Annotated in this window: 8 protein-coding genes and 1 pseudogene; 6 read left to right on the forward strand and 3 right to left on the reverse strand. The window is 58.4% G+C overall.

All coding sequences use genetic code 11. The features are described 5' to 3' along the window. Positions 1 to 17: 17 nt before the first annotated feature. Entirely contained in the window at positions 18 to 1,259 is a 1,242-nt protein-coding gene (locus K5R88_RS20130; RefSeq protein ID WP_317451555.1) for a UvrD-helicase domain-containing protein, read from the reverse strand. Further along, entirely contained in the window at positions 1,198 to 2,859 is a 1,662-nt protein-coding gene (locus K5R88_RS20135; protein WP_177050786.1) for an ATP-dependent nuclease, read from the reverse strand. Before K5R88_RS20135 ends, K5R88_RS20130 begins: the two co-directional genes overlap by 62 nt. 310 nt (positions 2,860 to 3,169) lie before the next feature. On the opposite strand from K5R88_RS20135, the pseudogene K5R88_RS20140 reads away from it, so the two are divergent. Next, positions 3,170 to 3,766, forward strand: a pseudogene (locus tag K5R88_RS20140) (ATP-binding protein); the annotation flags it as partial. A gap of 5 nt (positions 3,767 to 3,771) precedes the next feature. Here the strand turns inward: K5R88_RS20140 and K5R88_RS20145 are convergent. Then, the gene (locus tag K5R88_RS20145; protein WP_226298248.1) at positions 3,772 to 4,983 is read right to left on the reverse strand and encodes an aldose 1-epimerase family protein; all 1,212 of its coding nucleotides are present in this window, start codon (positions 4,981 to 4,983) and stop codon (positions 3,772 to 3,774) included. Between the two features lie 266 nt (positions 4,984 to 5,249). Between K5R88_RS20145 and K5R88_RS20150 the strand changes: the two genes are divergently transcribed. The 5 genes from K5R88_RS20150 to K5R88_RS20170 are packed head-to-tail and all read left to right on the forward strand — an operon-like array spanning position 5,250 to position 15,440. Further along, a complete protein-coding gene (locus tag K5R88_RS20150) occupies positions 5,250 to 6,626 on the forward strand; it encodes an SrfA family protein (protein ID WP_226298249.1) in 1,377 nt (458 codons plus the stop codon). 17 nt (positions 6,627 to 6,643) lie between these two features. Next, entirely contained in the window at positions 6,644 to 9,709 is a 3,066-nt protein-coding gene (locus K5R88_RS20155) for a virulence factor SrfB (protein ID WP_008037957.1), read from the forward strand. Continuing rightward, positions 9,706 to 12,420: a putative virulence factor gene (locus tag K5R88_RS20160; protein WP_223450044.1), complete on the forward strand. Its 2,715-nt coding sequence runs from the start codon at positions 9,706 to 9,708 to the stop codon at positions 12,418 to 12,420. The genes K5R88_RS20155 and K5R88_RS20160 overlap by 4 nt, the downstream gene beginning before the upstream one ends. Before the next feature lie 3 nt (positions 12,421 to 12,423). Next, positions 12,424 to 13,449: a hypothetical protein gene (locus K5R88_RS20165; protein ID WP_223434001.1), complete on the forward strand. Its 1,026-nt coding sequence runs from the start codon at positions 12,424 to 12,426 to the stop codon at positions 13,447 to 13,449. Then, positions 13,449 to 15,440 carry a vWA domain-containing protein gene (locus tag K5R88_RS20170; RefSeq protein WP_223450135.1) on the forward strand — a complete coding sequence of 664 codons (1,992 nt, stop codon included), beginning with the start codon at positions 13,449 to 13,451 and terminating at the stop codon, positions 15,438 to 15,440. Before K5R88_RS20165 ends, K5R88_RS20170 begins: the two co-directional genes overlap by 1 nt. Positions 15,441 to 15,449: the final 9 nt, after the last annotated feature.

Raw genomic sequence — 15,449 nt, forward strand, 5'->3', positions numbered from 1 at the left:
GAGATAAGGCTTTATTATCATATGACTGCTCGGGCTACACCCGGCCACACGGGAAACGGCAGCTCATTCACTTTCTTGTCCTCAACCAAAAATGCCAAGCTGTAGCGAGCACGGGTGATTGCAACGTAGAGCTTGTTCCGGGACTCTCCGGTCTTATCCTTATCAAACGCCTTGCCGTCTCCCGCCAAAAACTTAAGATGGTTTTCCGCAGGGATCACAAGCACACGGTCAAACCCTAGTCCTTTGCAAGAACCGAAATTATAACAAACGAGGTTTGGCGGCAGGTAACCGGCACCCGTTCGGGCGTTCCACCGAAGCACGCTCGGGTGAAATGCGGATATGTAGTCATCAACTTGAGATTGCCTGACAACGAAGCTGCCGAGGTGATCAGACATCTCGGCTGGAACGTCTTTCACTGCAGAGATTGTTTTCTCGTAAACCCCAGGATTGATCGTATCGGATAGATCGCAAATTTCTTGGATACATCGCTGATTGGTGGGCATGGTCTTTTCCACGAAACCCAGCTGACCAACGAAATAATCGATCTTTTCTTGAGACGTCAACGGTGCCTTGTGCCCAAATGTCGTGCTGTAGATCGTCTGCCGGAAATCGCCTACACACCATATCCCATCAGGCATTATCTTATTGAGCGACTTGATAACCTCATAGTCCCAGCCGACCAGATCCTGCACCTCATCGAAATAAACCTTTTGATAAATACTAGATAGCCGAGTGGCGGGTGCATTTTTGGATCGTTTTCCTACGAGAGCGACCAGTTTAGCGAGGTAGCCTGAATAAGCCATAGTCTTACAAGGAGTCAAATAATGCAGGGGGTTGACCGCCCCTCCAGTGAGTTTTTCGGCTCTCCCTTTGATGTATACAGGCCTCCCCTTTACGAAAACACCTGGGAGGTGATGGGGGTTATTTTCAGTGAAGAAATGGGCAGCAATTCGACTTGGGAAAACCACGCTCTGGTAAGGCCGGATCATGTCTTCCAAGTAGAATGAAAACAGCCCTTTTACGACGAAATCCTCACTGTTTTTCCCGTCGTTGAGTTCAACAAAACGCGCTCGTAATTCTGCTTGATTATTGGTGGTGTAGGTGACGACGAGAACCCGCCCACCAGCCTTAACGATGTCCACGGCATCGCTGATAATCTTATGCGTCTTACCCGAACCTGCCCCCGCTATCCATAGCTCATTCGCCAAAATCGAGCACCTCATCCAAAAATACTGGATATTTGAAATCAAGGTCGCCATCAAACAATCGGATAGCTGAGTCTACCTTGCGTGCTCCCTTTCCATTGCCCTTCACACTTCTGAACCACTCGATCAAAAACTCTCTTCGGTCATCCAAGGAAGCCTCGGCCCCATAAAGTTTATATGTCTGAGCCGATAGAATTTCCTTCGCGAAAGCAGCTAGAGACGCCTGATCAACTGAATTTGCATATATCATCGCCGGTTCTAGTGAGAACTCCAGGTCGTTTTTTGACGAGAAGATTTTTACGTTTGCATAGTCCTTGTACTCCGCCTGAGCAGGCACGACGTTCTGGAAGTAGTCCTTGTCGTTGTCTCTAAGTACGTGAATGCGAGTACCAATCTCCTTTCCAACCTCGATAAAGGTTTTGAAGCCCACACCTCTTACAACAATAATGTCGATCCCATCTTTCTCCGGAAGATGGTGATATTTACGCAGGTAGATTTTTTTCAGCACAAGCTCGTCAGAAGGCCCCTCAACCAAGATGACTTTTCTAGACAGTGCTACCCGCAGCGTGTCGTATCCAGGTAGACGCTTCAGCGTCTTTACAACATCAGGATCTAGAGTATGTAGCCTCTTGTAGCCAGACTGCACAAGGCAGATTTTGTCGATACTTAACTTATTCAGCACGTAGGAGCTGTGCGTAGTGAGGAACAGCTGCTTGGAACGACGCTGAGTTTCAATATAGTGCACAAGTTTGTTCAGGTTGGTATGTGACAGATGATTTTCCGGTTCCTCCATCATCACCAAATCAATGTCATGGGCTTTGTTCTGGATAGCGAGTTTGATCTGCACATTGCTCTGCTCACCCTTTCCAATAAAGTGAAAGGGAACATCATTTACCTCAAGCTGCAGGCCGGTTTGGATGGATCCCACGGGTAAGGTACTGGCAGCTATAGACAGCTTGCTATCAGTTATCAGATGGCCTGCATCAAGATTTGCATTAACCGCCATCACCTCGCCTGAGGTGTTGAATACTTGAAGGTTCTCGCGATAATTGAGCGTCAGCTTAACAAGCTCCTCCTTTTCTAGAGCTGTATTGAGGATATTGGAAATGTACTGATTCTTGCCTAACGTGGGGTGAATTCGAGTCGGGTCGATGTAAAGCGCCTTGAATTTTTTAGCAATTGGCTTTATGGGATTCCATCCAAAATCTAGCCATTCGACCTTGTAAAATTCAACGGGAATGCTTGTGAAAGACGGCTTGGCTTGTCGGCGAAGTTCATAGACTTCGGCAAGTGCAGGATCGAAACAAGCCTGCACCAAAACACCCTGAGCATCGGCTTGGTGGCTGTTATTCGAACCTCGGTACTCTGGCACCCCCTCAATGTAGGCCTCAATGATTAGCTTGGGCAGATGCTGGGCGCTTAGATCGGTATCCAAAAACTGCGTGACTGCTTCTTGGTTAAATAGATCAGGAGAAAACTCGCCACTGAAGGGGCGACCACGGTGACTAAAGTTAAGCACGATCTCAAGCGCTTCGAGAATCGTACTTTTGCCGGCATTGTTGTCGCCAACAAAAATATTCACGTCATCGTTGAATTCGAGATGATCGTCCCGGAATTTTTTGAAATTGATGAGTTTGATCGACTTAACATGCACCCTAAATCCCTCAAGATAACTATCCATAATGGCGCTTCGCCCAAGCAAGCAGACGGTACATCGCGAGGTTGATACTGTCCATATCAAGTATTTGAAGGCAAAAGATGGCGAGACGGGAGCTTAGGGGGATCGAATAAAGGGATATGTCAGAGACAGAGGTGGCACAGATGGATTTGTCCAGGCGCACTCCCTATCGGATAGAGCCTTGTCTTTCTAAAGGTGAAAAAAAGCCAGCCGGCAAAGGCTATGTCCACTCGGTGAGATTTGGCGGGGGATCACCGAACACTTCAAATGAACGACCTGGCGGGAATTAAGCAAAATGCCGGAATTCGACCGCAAAGTGCTGGAGGTTTTGCGAGAGCCGCTGGAGTCCGGCCATATCGTGATTTCCCGCGCCAAGGATCGCGTGAGGTTTCCGGCCCGCTTTCAATTGGTGGCCGCGATGAACCCGTGTCCCTGTGGATATCTTGGCGAACCGAGTGGCAAATGCAGTTGTACACCGGACATGGTCCAGCGCTACCGCAACAAACTGTCAGGACCATTGCTGGACCGTATCGACTTGCACTTGACCGTCGCCCGGGAAGCCACGGCGCTGAATCCTGCACTCAAACCCGGCGATGACACCGCCACTGCCGCGTTGCTGGTCGCCGACGCCAGAGAGCGTCAACACAAACGCCAGGGCTGCGCGAACGCGTTCCTTGATCTGCCGGGCCTGCGCAAACACTGCACGTTATCCACAATCGACGAAACCTGGCTGGAAACAGCGTGCGAACGACTGACCCTGTCGTTGAGGTCTGCGCATCGATTGCTCAAGGTCGCTCGAACCCTCGCAGACCTTGAGCAGGTCGATGGCATCACCCGTGGTCATCTGGCTGAAGCGCTGCAATACCGGCCAACCTCCAGCTGATGGAATCACTCCTTCGTCAGATCCACCAACGGCGTCTGCCGAACCTCGGTTTCCCGCCCGCCCTGAATGTCACTCACCCGCTTCAGCGCCTGGTCCACAGCGCCCTTGTCCGCCAACAAGCTGTAACTGATCTGAAACTGCTTGTGCTCCTTCGGCGCAATCGTCGGCACCAGCCTCAGCGGCCGCTGATAGCGCCGGTTATAGGAAAAGCTGGTCCCCGGTTCGAGACCGGTGACATAGCCCTGGCCTTGGGTATCGGTGTTTTTCCACAGCGAAAACACGGGCAGCGTTTTAGTGTTAAAGCCGACCGAAACGCCCAGGCTACCTGCCTTGTTATGCAACACCGTCAACGTGTCACCCTTGGCGTCGCCATACGGCACCACGTTGTAAACCGTTTCGTCGTAGTCCTTGGTCGGCGCGCGGTAAGTCTGCCAGTCCGGCAGATCGCCTTTGGCCTTGTCGTTGAACGGCGACACCTGTTTGACCGGCGCAACGAAACGGGCGCCCTGCTCCAGGAATGGCGTGCTGAAATTACTGTGGTACAGCGCCTGATATTCCTTCGGATAGTCGCCGTTGTTGGTCAGGGTATCGTTGAGCGTGAACGCTGCGCTGCCGGGCTCAGTGACCAGCTCGGTAATCACCGAGAAGTCGACTTTCTTGAAGGCCTGTTCTTTCAGTTCGCCACGCAGGCTGATGGCATAAGGCGGTTTTTCGTCGATATGCAGCGTGACTGTGCTGGCCGGAATGTTGGCAGCACGGCCATGCAGGGTCAGCAGTTCGCCGTTGTCGACGCCGGGGTGGCCGACCCATTCGTAGCCGCAACGGGTGACCAGCTCATTGAAACCTTCGAGCCAGCCGAGTCCGCCGCGACCGTTGAGCTCAATGAAGGACGGATTGACCACGTCCTTGACCGGCGAATCCCAGCCCATGCGCACATTGCCGACCGATGCCTGCAGGACGTTCATGCCACGGGTCGGCACCACCGAGAGTTTCATCGTGCCGTTATCGATGTCGACGATGCTGACACCCTCCTGCCGACCACCGTGCAAGTTACGAAGGGTCACGGAGAAGGGTTTGTCGGTTTTCACACCGAGTTGCTGGCTGGTGATCTGCCAGTTTTGAGCAGCCTTGTCGCTGTCGAGCAGGACGTAATCCCAAGCCATGGCGTGGGAGGCGGACAGAGCGCCAAAGGCAACGACGAATTTGAGCGGAGTCATGGGGAGGCCTTTCTTGGAATTGTGCATTTTTTATAGCGCTGATGAAACGATTCAGCAAGCTTAAAAAGCTTACACCCAAGCCTTCCCAAGCCAATTTAAATTGACCCCATGCAACCTCTGCACGCTTACGCTAGTCTCATACGGTTTTGGACCTCCGGATGATTGACGGCGACATCATTATGACATTAAGGTCGCCAGCTAATTGCAGGAGCAAGAACAGACAACTTTGTCTGTCATTTTTGCGCAACAGAACATATGGAGTTTGAATGCGCGGGGCACTATTACGCAGCGGCAAGAGCGGGTCATTCACAGCCTTGGGCGAAACAGGTCAACCGGTATACCGGGCGGCCCTGCAATTGCGCGAAGCCATTCGCCGCAAGAACCCCGAAATGGTCGATCATCTGGCCATCCCTCAAAGCGATGAGCTCGGTAACCAGATCGATTGGTACAGCGGCCTCGACGGCGATGTGATCCCGTGGAGCAGTGCGACCGAAGAAGAACGCGCCCCTGCCCGCCGCCAACTTGAAGCGCTGAAAACCGCGCTCGAGGAATTGAGCCAGCGTTTCCTGGGCACTGAATCCGGCGAACAGCAGCAAGGCGACAAAGCCGTGTTCGGCAAACTGCTCAAGCGCGTGATTCATTTCCCCGATGAGAATTTCGTCTACCTGGTGCAAGGCAAGCCGGTGCTGACCTTTTGGGGTTTCGAGCATGCCGGTACCGGTAATCGCGATCCCCTGCACTGCCTCTATCAGGTTCCGCCCGCGTTTACGCTGCCCCCGGTGGTCGAAGCCGCGCCTGTCGTTGCGCCCGTCGTGCCGGTGGTTGCTCGTCCGTGGTGGCGTCGCTGGTGGTGGCTGTTGCTGCTGCCGTTCCTGCTACTGCTTTTGTGGCTGTTGCTTGGTCTGCGTGGTTGCGTGCCGATTCCGTTGGTGGCGGTAGACCTGCTGCCTGAGGGCATCGTGCCGGTGGAAAAACAGCTGGAAGAACCGCAACTGACCGGCAATGCCACGACGCTGAACGGCGTTCCGGTGACGGGCACCGTTGTAGGCTCTACCACTGGAACCGGCACCGGTACCGCCGTGACCGGAACCCAAGGAGTGGAAGCGCCGGCGGTCGAGGGCAACGAGGCAGATGCAGCGCCGGCCGACTTGGCCAAAGACCCAGCGAAAGACCCGGCAGCCGAATCGCCCGCCACCCCGCCCGAAAACAAAACTGCGCCGCCGGATATCACATCGCCCGAGGCCGAAAAATCCGCCGCCGCAAAACCCGGCCCTCCCCTGAGCATTCCACCGGACGCCGCCGACGGTGCCGCCAAGTTCCTCGACGGTCAGTTCCGCGCTGGCGCCGGTATTCAGGACCGCCGGACCGGCAAACCGCTGCGTCTGGAATACCAGCTCAAGGACGGTAAGGGCGAAGTCACCGTACACCAGGCCGACGGCACGAAATGCACCGGGCCGGTGAGCGCTACTATGAAGGGTGGCAGCTTGGCCATCGACAGTCAGGGCCAGGCCGTGTGTGGCGATGGCAGCACTTACGACATGCCCAAGGTCAACTGCCGCAAAGGGGCGACCACAGTCGCAGACTGCACCGGCGGTTACGGCAAAGAACAATTCCCCATGTCCATGCGGCACGTGGCCGAATAAAAACGGAATAACCCGACATGTTGCCTGAAGTCACCCAATTCGAAGACACCGTCACGCTGGTCAGCGACACCGGCATCCAGTTCATGGATTTCGCCCTGCGCCTGGACCCTCGCAAAGAACCGGCGGGCGAGTTCGCGCCGATGATCAGCGGGTTGATCTGCCGCCTGTCATACAACGAAGAGAAAGACTTCTTTTTCTACGAGCCGGAGCCGGAAAAGGTCGAAAAGGCCAAACCGGCGTTCAGCGTCGACATGAAAAGCAGCCTCGAGCTGCTCGACGGTGTCTGGCTGCCGACCCCGTTTTTCCGCTTCATGCCGCCGCACCGCTTCGACGAAGGCCCGACCAACTGGTCGCGCATGCGCCTGGTCAAACTGGCGACGCCCGACATCGACGGCAACACCCACCGCCTGACGATGGCCTTCGACAGCCGCGTGATGCCCAAGCGTGACGGCACCGCTTACCTGGCGCCGAACGAAGAAGACATCAGTTCCGGCGTGTCCTTCAAACTGGCGACGAAGGCCAGCGAAACCCGCTGGTTCCTGGCCCAGCCGTGGGTCAACGAGTGGCTGCTGGAAGTATTCAACGAGGGCAATGCCCACCGTTCGCGCGCAGAGCTGGACACCGACATCCGCGCCAACTATCACCTGGCGCACTACCTCAACTTGCTGAGCCTTCTGAGCAAGCCATCGGCGGCGGAGCAGTCGACTGCCCGGCCGAAAGTTGAAATCCCTGAATTGAAGGTGGTTGCCAACGACAGCAATGGCCTGGTCAAACCGATTCCGGTGGACCTGGTGCTGGACGTCGGCAACTCGCGCACCTGCGGCATTCTGATCGAGAACCACGGTCAGGCCGGTTCCGGGTTGAAACAGAACTACGTGCTGGAACTGCGCGACCTGATCACCCCCGAACACACTTACAACCTGCCGTTCGAAAGCCGTGTGGAATTCGCCCAGGCATACTTCGGCAAGGACCACTGCTCGGTCAAAAGCGGCCGGCATGATGCGTTCCAGTGGGCGACGATTGCCCGTGTCGGCAACGAGGCCAGTCGTCTGGCCAGCCGTCGTCGCGGCACCGAAGGCTCGACCGGGCTGTCCAGCCCGAAACGCTACCTGTGGGACGAAAACGCCTACGGCCACGGCTGGCGCTTCAACTGCTCGTACATCAAGACCGACAGCGAGCCGTACGCCACTGCAGCGCCGTTCTCGCACCTGATCAATGAAACCGGCGAAGCGCTTTACAGCCTCGAAGAAGACGATCGTCTGCCGGTGTTCATGCCGCGTTATTCGCGCAGCTCGCTGATGACGTTCATGCTCGCCGAGGTCCTGGCCCAGGCGCTGTCGCAAATCAACAGCCCGGCCCAGCGCTCGCGCCAGGGTCACACCCGTGTGCCGCGCCAGCTCAACAGCATCACCCTGACCGTGCCGCCGGGCATGCCGCAGGCCGAGCGCAGCATCCTCAACGAACGCATGCAGCAGGCCATCGGCCTGGTGTGGAAAAGCCTCGGCTGGCATGCCGGCGAGGAAGACCCGCATCAGGACCAGGCCGTCAGCCCGCGCACGCCGATCCCGAGCATCCGCGTCGAATGGGACGAAGCCTCCTGCGGCCAGTTGGTGTACCTGTACACCGAGGTCAACGAGAACTTCGCCGGGCACCCGGAAGAGTTTTTCGACACCCTCGCCCGGCCGGACAAAACCGACCGTGAACGCATCACCCTGGCGACCATCGACATTGGCGGTGGCACCACCGACCTGGTGATCACCGACTATCGCCTCGACCGCGCCGGCAACACCGGCAGCGGCAGCAACGTGCACATCGTGCCCGAGCAGCGTTTTCGCGATGGCTTCAAAGTGGCCGGCGACGACATTCTGCTGGACGTGATTCAGGACTTCGTCCTGCCGAGCTTCGAAAAAGCCTTGCAGATCTCAGGCGTCAAATCGCCCGTCTCGCTGATGTCGCGGCTGTGTGGCGACGAATCGGTCAGCGCCCAGGACATGATCCTGCGCCAGCAACTGAACCTGCAGGTATTCGCGCCGCTGGGCCTGGCGCTGCTCAAGGCCTACGAGCATTACGACCCGCAAGACCAGCAGGAAGTGAGTACCCAGACGTACCGCCAATTGCTGGGCGACAACGCAATCAGCCAGACCGTGCTCGATTACGTCAATGCCGCCGTGCGTCGTGATGTCGGCAGCCAAAGCGCCTTTGACCTCTACGATTCGTTGATCAGCTTCGACCTGCAAAAGCTCCATGCCGCATTCCTCAACGATCAGATCAACATCACCAAGATCCTCGGTGCGCTGTGTGAAGTGGTCGCGCATTACCCGTGCGACGTCCTGCTGCTGACCGGCCGCCCTTCGCGCCTGCCCGGCATTCAGGCGTTCATCCGCAAGGTGTTGCCGCTGCCACCGGGGCGCATCCTGGCGTTGCAGAACTACCGCACCGGCGGCTGGTACCCGTTCCACAAGAACGGCCTCATCGACGACCCGAAAAGCACCGCTTCGGTCGGCGCTATGCTGTGCCTGTTGTGCGCCAACCACAGTGTGCCGAACTTCTACTTCCGCGCTTCGGCACTCAAACCGTATTCGACGGTCAAAAACATCGGCGTTATCGACCTGAACAACGTGATCAAGGATGCCGACGTGCTGTACCGCGACATTCAGTCCGAAGACTACAAAATCAAGCTGCCGGAAATCGGCACGGGCGACGCCGCCGACACACCTCAGCTGGAAATGCGCGGCGATCTGCGCCTCGGTTTCCGTCAGCTGGCCGCCGACCGCTGGGCCGCTTCGCCGCTGTACACCTTGCGCTTCACCAAGGCCGGTCGGGAGAAGTTCTCCCGTGCGATCGGTGAAAACGGCAGCGCGCCGCTGCTCAAGGTGCGCTTCGAGGTCAAACCGGCGGACAAGTACACACGCAAGCAGGATCTGGTCAGCGACCGCCTCTCGGTACGCAACATCGAATCCAACTGCAGCAACGTCAACTTCAACCCGCGCAGCGACCTCGAGCTGGAACTCAACACCATGCTCGACGCCGGCCTGAGCGAGACCAAGTACTGGCTCGACAGTGGAAGTGTGAAACGCAAATGAATGACCTGACCCCCGATCAACATCAGCTCTCTACCCGCTGGGCCGCTGTTTATGAAGGTGCCGGTCAGGCGCTGGAATGGATTGGCCAGACCCGTGTCAACGCGCCACGTCTGGACAGCGAAGCCGACAACCTGAACATCCGCCTGCATCGCGCCCGCAACCTGGCCCACAGCCTCGGTCGCGTGGCCTGCACGCCGATGACCATCGGCTTTTTCGGTTTGTCCCAGGCGGGCAAGTCCTACCTGATCTCGGCCCTCGCGGCCGGGCAGAACGGCAAACTGGAAACCGATTTCGGCGGCCAGCGCCTGGACTTCATCAAGCACATCAACCCGGTGGGTGGCGGCAAGGAAGCCACCGGCCTGGTGACGCGCTTCAGCCGGCGGGCCACACCGAGCCAGGACCCGGATTTCCCGGTGGAGCTGACGCTGTTCAGGGAAATCGAGCTGGCGAAGATTCTCGCCAACTCCTGGTTCAAGGATTTCGACCTTGAACGGATTTCCTACGAGATTGACGAAGAACGCATCCAGCGAGTCCTCAAGCCGTTCGAAGGTCGCGAGACCGGGCCGATGCAGCCGGGTGTCAGCGCCGACGATCTGGTGTCGTTGTGGGATTACCTGCGCGACAACTTCCGTAACTCGGTGAAAAAACTCGAGCACCTGTATTGGCCGAAAGCCTTGCAGCTCGCGCCACGCCTGAACTTCCAGGAACGTGCCGAGCTGTTCGCCATTCTTTGGGGTGAGCAAAGCGAGCTGACGCGTGTGTATCAGCAACTGGCCGGCGCGCTGCACAAGCTGGGCCTGCCCGAGACCGTATTCGCGCCGTTGAAGGCCTTGGTGAGTTTCGAAAACGACACTTACAGCCAGCGCGACAGCATCATGAACGTCGACATCCTCGAGCGCTTCGGCAGCCCGCGGGACTTGCCGATCGACGTGCGGCCACGCATCGACGGTCGCCTGCAAAACAGCCAGGGCATTCCTGTCGCGCAACTAGCGGCACTCACGGCGGAAATGACGTTCTGCCTGATCGAAGCCCCGGCCGACGACATCGTCAACCAGGTCGATCTGCTCGACTTCCCCGGCTATCGCGGACGCAAGAAGCTGCACGAGATCGCCAACTCCAGCGACCCGGAATCCGCCACCAAGGACAACTCCGTCTCGCAGCTGATTCTGCGCGGCAAGGTCGCGTACCTGTTTGAGCGCTACACCGACAATCAGGAAATGAACGCGCTGGTGGTGTGCACCGGCTCAACCAAACAAAGCGACGTCAACGACGTTGGCCCGGTGCTGACGCGCTGGATCGAAAAAACCCAGGGCGCCGACGCGGCCGCTCGCAGCAAACGCGACACCGGTCTGATCTGGGCATTGACCATGCTCGACCTACGCATCACCAACTCCCTGAGCCTGACACCCGATCAGTACGACGAGAGCTGGAATGGCATGGTCAAGCTGACCATGCTGGAGCGCTTCGGCAGCCTGAGCTGGATGAACGACTGGGCCGGCACGCCGTTCCAGAACACCTTCCTGGTGCGTAAACCGCGCATGGACGCTGCGTTCATCGTCCAGGACGCCAGCGGCGCCGAAACCGGGATCAACGCCAGTTACCAGGAACGCGTCGATGCGCTGGGCGAAAGCTTTGCGAGCAACGCGCTGGTGTGCAAACACGTCAACAACCCTGCCAATACCTGGAAAGAAATGCTGCGCAACGATGACGGTGGCATCAGTCACTTCAGCGGCAGTTTCAAGGGCGTGGCCAATATCGAATTCAAACTGCAGCGCATCCGCGAGCAGCTGGACGAATGCCTTGAAGGCCTGACCACGCACGGTCTGAGCACCTGGTATCACGCCGACGGTGACGGTGCCGCCGCTGCCAAGAAAGCCCAGGCGCAGATGATTCTGTCGACCCTGGGCCGTCGCCCGGCGGTGCTCGGCGAACTCATCGATCAACTCGACATGCCGAGCGAAGAGGTGCGCGACCTGTACCTCAGCGGCGTGTACGAAACCGATGACGAGCCAGCGGTCAGCGATGAGCCGGTCGCCCTGACACCGAGCCAGAGCCTGTACGGCAACGACGCCGGTTTCGATTTCGATTTCGGCGATGACGCCAGCCCCGACAGCACACCGGCCAGCAGCAAGCCCCACACGCCGGTCCCGGAACTGCAAAGCAACGAACACCGTTTTGCCAAAGCGGCCTTCAAGGCCTGGGTCGCGCACTTGCGCGAACTGACCACCCGGCAAAGCCTGCTCAACCTGCTGGGACTGGAAAAGGCCTTGCTCGAAGCGGTGGTCGACGAGCTGATCACTGCCGGTTATCGCCAGGACTTGCCGGGGCAACTGAGCCGCGCCGTCCTCAAGCGTGCCCAGAGCGGTGCGCGTCGCGATCAACTGGTCGAGCGCCAGGTACTGGAAGTACAACGCGTGCTGCGCGATTTCGTGTCCTGGTTCGGCTACCTCCAGAAACCCGTGAGCGAGCGCCCACCTAGCCGGACCGGTGCCAAAGCGCCCTTGTTCTCGTTCTATACCGACATCGGTCCGGGACAGGTGCCGGAGTTGCCGCCGCAACCGGCGAACCAGGCGCAACGGTATCTCGGCGACTGGCTTTCGGGCCTGGCCTGTATCACGCAGGACAACGCCGGCCATGGTGCCGGTCGCGAAATCACCCCTGAACAGAACGAACGGCTGGGCCAAGTGCTCACAGCCTTCGCAGCGAGATAAGCAATGCCAATTCGTGTCGACCTGCTCGCCTTAGAGCCCAATGTGCCTGGCCGGGCCTGCCTTACTGTGAAGAAATGGCAGGGTGGCGAAGAACAGCTGGAATTTTCCATTCAGCGTAACCAGGACGGTTTCTACCTCCAGGACCAACAGGCCTGGAGCAACAACCCGTTCTGGTTCAAGGTTTCGCGCTTCACTGTCGCCGCCAGTGGCGAAGCTCTTGAAGCCCAGGTCGGCCCGGAAGTGGTCGACCCGTTGCTGGAAGGCAGCGCCAACTCGCAATTCCAGATCGAACTGCGCGAGCAGAGCCTGGGGCATGCCGACAAAGGCGTGGTCCGGCCAGGCGTCGGGCTGTTGCCGTCCACGGCGGGTGGTCAGACGCGCTCGACGTATGGCGGCGCAGATTTGACCGCGCCAGCTGCACCAGCACCTGAGATTCCGGAAATCCCGGAACTGCCGGAATTGATCTTGCCCACCGCCGAGCCAGAAATCGAACTGGAATCGGTGCCCAACGAACGCGAATACACGCCTGCTCCGCCACCGGTGAAGAAGAGCAACAAAGGCCTGCTCGGCCTCGCGCTTGTGCTGGTATTGCTGCTGGCAGCAGCGGCCGGGTTCTGGTTCTACAAACGCACGCCGGCGCCTGCCCCGACGGTCGCGGCCGCCGCACCGGCCGGTGCCGACGCACAAGCCTGCACGCTGGAAAGCATGAACAGCCTGCCCGAGCTGACCTTCGTCCAGACCTGCATCAAGGCGGCACCCGACAGCGCCAAGCTGCTGGAAATCATCAACGAAGCCAAGGCCGGCAAACACTGCGGTGTCGCCCAGCGCCTGTACGCCAACCGTGCCCAGGCCGGTGACGCGCTGATCGCCAACGCCTATGCCCGCGAATACGACCCGAAATACCTGAAGGCCAGCGAGTGCTTCCCGGTAGCGGATAACGCCACCGCGGCCTACTGGTACGAAACGATCCTCACCCAGGACCCGAACAACGCCGAAGCCAAGCAGCGTTTCGAGGAGTTGCAGAAGTGATGCGTTCACCCGTGAGTCGTTTCCTGCTGAGCAGCGCTGCGTTGTTGGCGCTGTGCATCAGCCCGTTGTCCCAGGCTGATGACAAACCGCTGATCCAGGCCGGTAAAAAGACCTTGTTCCAACGTGTGCTGACCACCCCAGGCTGCAAGATCAGCCCGACGGCGGGGGGTGCCGCAGGCGAGGCGCAACCGGTGTTCAGCCGTTTCTACGTGTACGAACGTGCCCAGGCGGCGAACGCCGAGTGGCTGAAAGTCGGCCCCGACAGTTACGGCAAAACCATTGGCTGGTTGCCTGCAAGCTGCACCACCGACTGGAAAATGCAGCTGACCCTGGCCTTCACCAACCCGGCCAACCGCGACCGGCTGCTGTTCTTCAAGGAACGCACCACGGTCGAAGGCATTCTCAATGCACCGGACCCGGTGAGCAAAGTCGCCCCGCTGCGCGCCACGTTGAAAAAGGGCAAGCAAGCACCCGGCGTGCTGGCCGAAGAACCTGAATACTTCGTCGACCTGCAAAAGCAGTTCTACCTGTTGCCCGTGCTCAGCGGCGAAGAAGTCATGACCGAAGCCGGTTTCCGCACGCGCCTGCTCAATGTCGCATCGGTCAGCAAGCCCGACGAAAAAGACACCAAGGGCGCGGCCGGCAAAAATGCGTCCGGCGGCAAAGAGGCCGAAGACAAGGCCGCCAGCCAACTGAAGGAATTCAGCGCGGCGGTGGTGTTTGTCATCGACTCGACGATTTCGATGGACCCGTACATCGACCGTACCCGCGAAGCTATTCGCAAGGTTTATCAGCAGATCGAATCGCAGAACCTCGGCAAGCAGGTCAAGTTCGGCATGGTGGCTTTCCGTTCCAATACCCAGGCGGTGCCGGGCCTGGAATACACCACCAAGATGTACGCCGACCCTACCAAGGTGAAAGACAGCGCCGACTTTTTCGCCAAGATCGCCGACCTCAAACAGGCCAAAGTGTCGAGCAGCAGCTTCGATGAGGATGCCTTTGCCGGCGTCATGGAGAGTATCGACAAGGTCGACTGGAGCCAATTCGGTGCGCGCTACGTGGTGTTGATCACCGACGCGGGCGCTATCGAAGGTGACGACAAACTGTCGAAGACCGGTTTGAGCGCTGCACAGGTGCGCATTGAAGCGGCCAACCCGGGCGTGGCGATTTACACCTTGCACTTGAAAACCCCGGCCGGGGTCAAGGATCACGCCAAGGCCGAGGCGCAGTACCAGAACCTGTCGACTTACCCAGGCACCAACACCTCGCTGTACTACCCGGTGAATGCGGGTGATGTGCAGGAGTTCGGGCGCAAGGTCGACGCACTGGCCACCGCGATCACTACACAGGTGAAAGCCGCCTACATGGGCGAAGACGCCATCGGCAGCGCGGCGAACGCCAAGCAGGACCCGGCCGAGAAGAAAATGCTCGAGGACGCCGCGCTGATCGGCCACGCCATGCAACTGGCCTATCTGGGCGAGAAGAACAACAGCAAGTCCCCGCCGGTGTTCAAGGCGTGGATCACCGACCGTGACCTGATCAAGCAGAACATCCCGACCACCGACGTGCGGGTGTTGCTGACCAAGTCCCAGCTCAGCGACTTGAGCGACGTGATGAAGAAGATTCTCGACGCTGCCAACGAAGGCCTGATTTCGCCGACGGAAATGTTCGACCGCCTGCGCTCGGTGGCCGCGACCATGGGCGCCGATCCGAACCAGCTCAAGCAGAACAACAACGCCAAACTGGCGGACATGGGCGTGCTCGGCGAGTACATCGAAGACCTGCCGTACCAGAGCGAAGTGCTGAACCTGGATGAAGAGACCTGGAAGAGCTGGGACGGTCTGGCGCAGGAGAAATTCATCCGTACGCTCAACACCAAACTGCGGCACTACCAGCGTTACAACGCTGACGTCGACCGTTGGGTGGCGTTGGCCAAGGACAGCGATGCGCGGGACAACGTGTACCCGGTGCCTCTGGAAATGATGCCTTAACGAGACGCC

Origin of the sequence: Pseudomonas sp. MM213 (assembly GCF_020423045.1) — a bacterium.
GTDB classification, from domain to species: Bacteria; Pseudomonadota; Gammaproteobacteria; order Pseudomonadales; family Pseudomonadaceae; genus Aquipseudomonas; species Aquipseudomonas migulae.

Coding starts and splice junctions, on each gene's coding strand:
- K5R88_RS20130 (WP_317451555.1), bottom strand. CDS start 1,259: ATGGCGACCTTGATTTCAAATATCCAGTATTTTTGGATGAGGTGCTCG.
- K5R88_RS20145 (WP_226298248.1), bottom strand. CDS start 4,983: ATGACTCCGCTCAAATTCGTCGTTGCCTTTGGCGCTCTGTCCGCCTCC.
- K5R88_RS20150 (WP_226298249.1), top strand. CDS start 5,250: ATGCGCGGGGCACTATTACGCAGCGGCAAGAGCGGGTCATTCACAGCC.
- K5R88_RS20155 (WP_008037957.1), top strand. CDS start 6,644: ATGTTGCCTGAAGTCACCCAATTCGAAGACACCGTCACGCTGGTCAGC.
- K5R88_RS20160 (WP_223450044.1), top strand. CDS start 9,706: ATGAATGACCTGACCCCCGATCAACATCAGCTCTCTACCCGCTGGGCC.
- K5R88_RS20165 (WP_223434001.1), top strand. CDS start 12,424: ATGCCAATTCGTGTCGACCTGCTCGCCTTAGAGCCCAATGTGCCTGGC.
- K5R88_RS20170 (WP_223450135.1), top strand. CDS start 13,449: ATGCGTTCACCCGTGAGTCGTTTCCTGCTGAGCAGCGCTGCGTTGTTG.